General features: G+C 59.4%; 4 protein-coding genes. All 4 read right to left on the bottom strand.

The window, feature by feature from the left end:
• Positions 1–597 (bottom strand): NAD-dependent epimerase/dehydratase family protein (locus tag L692_RS0103470; RefSeq protein WP_025697247.1); only part of this gene is annotated, 597 nt, incomplete at its 3' end.
• Positions 594–1,433, bottom strand: a complete 840-nt coding sequence (locus tag L692_RS0103465; protein WP_025697245.1) for a dTDP-4-dehydrorhamnose reductase family protein — start codon at positions 1,431–1,433, stop codon at positions 594–596. The genes L692_RS0103470 and L692_RS0103465, both read right to left, overlap by 4 nt.
• Positions 1,430–2,416 (bottom strand): polysaccharide biosynthesis protein, encoded by a 987-nt coding sequence (locus L692_RS0103460; RefSeq protein ID WP_025697243.1) that lies wholly within the window; start codon positions 2,414–2,416, stop codon positions 1,430–1,432. The genes L692_RS0103465 and L692_RS0103460 overlap by 4 nt, the downstream gene beginning before the upstream one ends.
• A partial coding sequence (locus L692_RS0103455) for a UDP-N-acetyl glucosamine 2-epimerase (protein ID WP_025697242.1) occupies positions 2,406–3,227 on the bottom strand: 822 nt, incomplete at its 5' end. The genes L692_RS0103460 and L692_RS0103455, both read right to left, overlap by 11 nt.

Raw genomic sequence — 3,227 nt, 5'->3', positions numbered from 1 at the left:
CCGGAACGGCGGCTGGACGCTCCCCTGCTCGCTACGGGCGATATGCCCGGCAAGCAGCGAGCAAAAGCCCGTGGACGGTCCCGGCCCGATCAGATTGCAGGGCTCGGCAATCAGCACCTGCTGCCTGAACAGCACTCCCCAGGACAGGGACACCAGTTCTTCCAGCGTCTTGCTGAGGCTGTACGGATGGGGCGGCGCCGCTCCGGCTCCCGGGTTGAACTTCAGCCGCGATCCTGCCACCAGCAAGCGGACTTCAGTACAGGAGCGCAGCGCGTCAAGAAGATATACAGCCGCCATTACATTCGTTTCCAGATATTGAACCGGGCTGTGCCACGATTCCGGTACGGAATTCTTCCCCGCCAGATGAAGCACCTCGCACGGAGCGGTATCCTTGATCATCTTCTTGACGGCTTCGCCGTCGTTCAGATCGCAAATATAGGTCCGGACGTTCAGTGGAAACAGCGGTTCCCGGGATTCGCCGGGGACCGCTGTTCGCAGCACGGCGGTTACCTCCGCTCCCTCCGCCGCAAAATAGGCCGCGGCATGGCGGCCTGTAAAGCCGGCGGCGCCGGTAATCAGCAGCTTTCTGCCGGTCATGAATATCTCCCGCTTTGCCGCATCCAGTCCGCAAGCTCGCTCAGCATATCCGGGTAGGAGGGCAGATGGAAGCGAGCGTCCGGGCGCGTGCTTGCCAGCGTCCGGTCCTGCTCATGAACGTCCTCGGGAACAATCTCGGCGTCGGTCTTGTGAAAGGCCGTCCGGATCATGCCGAGCAGCTCGCATTTGCTGACCGGCTGAGGGTGGGCCAGGTGAATCAGGCCCGACACCTGCGAATCCAGCAACGTATTGATGGCTTTGGCAAGCTCCAGCGTCGTCACCCCGTTCCACATGACACGGCGGTAGCCGGGAACCCGGCCGGACTGCGCCAGGAACCATTTCATGAGGCCGATGCCCTCTCTGCGGATTTCCGGCCCTATAATCGATGTGCGGATGGTCAGATGGCCGGGGGCGCGAACCTCGCCCAGCGCCTTCGTAATGGCATAAACGGAGGTCCCGTCCGGCGCGTCCTCCTCCGTATAGCCGCCGCGCGTTCCGTCGAACACGCAGTCGGTGCTGATATGGATCAGCCGGGCGGACACGGCGTCGGCGGCCCGGCGCAGGCGGTGGGGAAGGAAGCCGTTGATGTGATAGGCCGCGATTTTATCCTCCTCCGCGTGGCGGTTAAGCACACCCAGCGCGTTAATGATGCAGTGGGGAGAGACGATGCTCACCGTCCTCTCCACGGCGGCCATGTCGTCCGCGTTCAGCAGGAGTCCCTGCTCGTCGCTTCTGTCCCGGGTGGTGTGAAATACCCGGTGCTTTCCCTGAAGGCGGAAGTAATCTGCCAGCATATGCCCCGCCATGCCGTTTCCGCCAAGGATCAGCAGCTTCATTGCAGGAACCCTCCCCGGATCAGGATGTTCCTGATTTCCTGCTTGGACATCAGGTTGTTCACGGAGCTGAAGCTGCTGAAGGACACCGGCTCGCAATCCTGATACCGCAGCTTCAGATGAGGCATATTAAGCGTGGGCAGAATGACAAGATACTGCTCGTCATAGACTACGGTCGTCAGGCTCTCGAAATCGCTCATCAGGATTTCATTGATTTTTTCTCCGGGACGGATGCCGGTCTCGATTATATTTACATTTTGTCTGTCGGAGGCCTCGATCAGCACTTCGGCCAAATCGACAATCCGGCAGGTCGGCATGGTCATGACGAATATTTCGCCGCCTACGCTGACCTCGGAGGCTTTGAACAGCAGGGATATCGCGTCGCTCAGCGTCAGGAAGAACCGGGTCATGTTGAAATCGGTAATCCGCACCTCGCCTTTGTCCCGGATCTGCTTCATGAACAAATGGACGACGCTGCCGTTCGTTCCGAGAACATTGCCGCCGCGAACCGTGACGAACTTGGTGCTTGACCCGAGCAGGTTCGCATAGACGATCAGCTTCTCGCCGATGGCCTTGGTCATGCCATAGAAGTTGGACGGATTGGCCGCCTTGTCGGTCGAGATGTAGATCACTTTGTCCACCTTGTTCGCTATGGCCGCCTCGATGACATTCTGCGTGCCTATAACATTGGTCTTGAGCGCCTCGTAGGGCTGATCCTCGCAGACAGGGACATGCTTCAGCGCCGCCAGATGGAACAAATAATCAACACCCCGGCATGCCGCAATCAGAGCTTCCTTGTCGCGGATATCGCCGATGACAAAGCTTAGACGTCTGTCCTCGAATTCCCGGCTCATGGCAACCTGGGCGGATTCGCTGCGCGAGAAAATGATAATTTCCTTCGGATTCTGCGGCAGAAGCTGCCGGACCAGCTCATGTCCCCAGGAACCGGTGCCGCCGATAACCGCAATCCGTTGATCATTGAACATACAGGTTCCCTCCAAGTAAAAATTTGACGATCTTGTGCGATACATCCGGGTCCAGATAGCCGTCCGGAACTTTCCAACCCCGGCTCATCGAAGCCATCAGCCGGGAGCAGCGCAGAATACTTTCGCTGTCCACGCCGGATACAACATTGCTTCCGCAGTCCACCGTCTCCGGACGCTCGGTCGTCCGGCGGATCGTGACCGTCGGCACGCCCATCAGGCAGCACTCCTCCTGGACGGTGCCGCTGTCGGTTATGGCGCAGCGCGCGCTCTTCTCCAAAGCGACGAAGTCGAAGAAGCCGAACGGCTCGTAAAATTCAACCAGGCTATGCATCTGCAGCGGAAAGGAATCCGCAAGCTTCGACCTTGTACGGGGATGGATGCTGCAAATCAGGCGGTCTCCGAAGTGCTCTGCGATCCGGTTAAGGCCCTGCATAATCTCCATCAGCGGCTCGGGCCGATCCACGTTCTCGGCGCGGTGTGCCGTGACGAGAAAATATTGCCCCGGCGCAAGTCCCAGCCGGTTCAGAATATCGCTGGCGGCAATTTGCGGGGCATAATGCGTCATCACTTCATGGATCGGGTTGCCGGTGAGCATGATCCGCGAGTTCGGAATGCCCTCGGCCGCCAGATGCCGCTTGCTCTGCGGCGTATAGGGCATGTTGATCGTTGAGACGGCGTCGATCACGCGCCGGTTCTTCTCCTCCGGCACCCTCAGATCATAGCAGCGGTTCCCGGCTTCCATATGAATGACCGGAATGCCCATCCGCTCGGCCAGAATGGCGCACAGCGCGCTGTTCGTATCGCCGAGCAG

It is taken from the genome of Paenibacillus forsythiae T98 (assembly GCF_000520735.1).
GTDB lineage: Bacteria > Bacillota > Bacilli > Paenibacillales > Paenibacillaceae > Paenibacillus_AQ > Paenibacillus_AQ forsythiae.
Note: the sequence above shows the minus strand (reverse complement) of the source record. Positions and strands in the feature narration are given on the sequence as shown.

Bases quoted from the DNA above. Each gene is read 5' to 3' on its own strand.
- L692_RS0103465 (WP_025697245.1), bottom strand. From the start codon at position 1,433: ATGAAGCTGCTGATCCTTGGCGGAAACGGCATGGCGGGGCATATGCTG.
- L692_RS0103460 (WP_025697243.1), bottom strand. From the start codon at position 2,416: ATGTTCAATGATCAACGGATTGCGGTTATCGGCGGCACCGGTTCCTGG.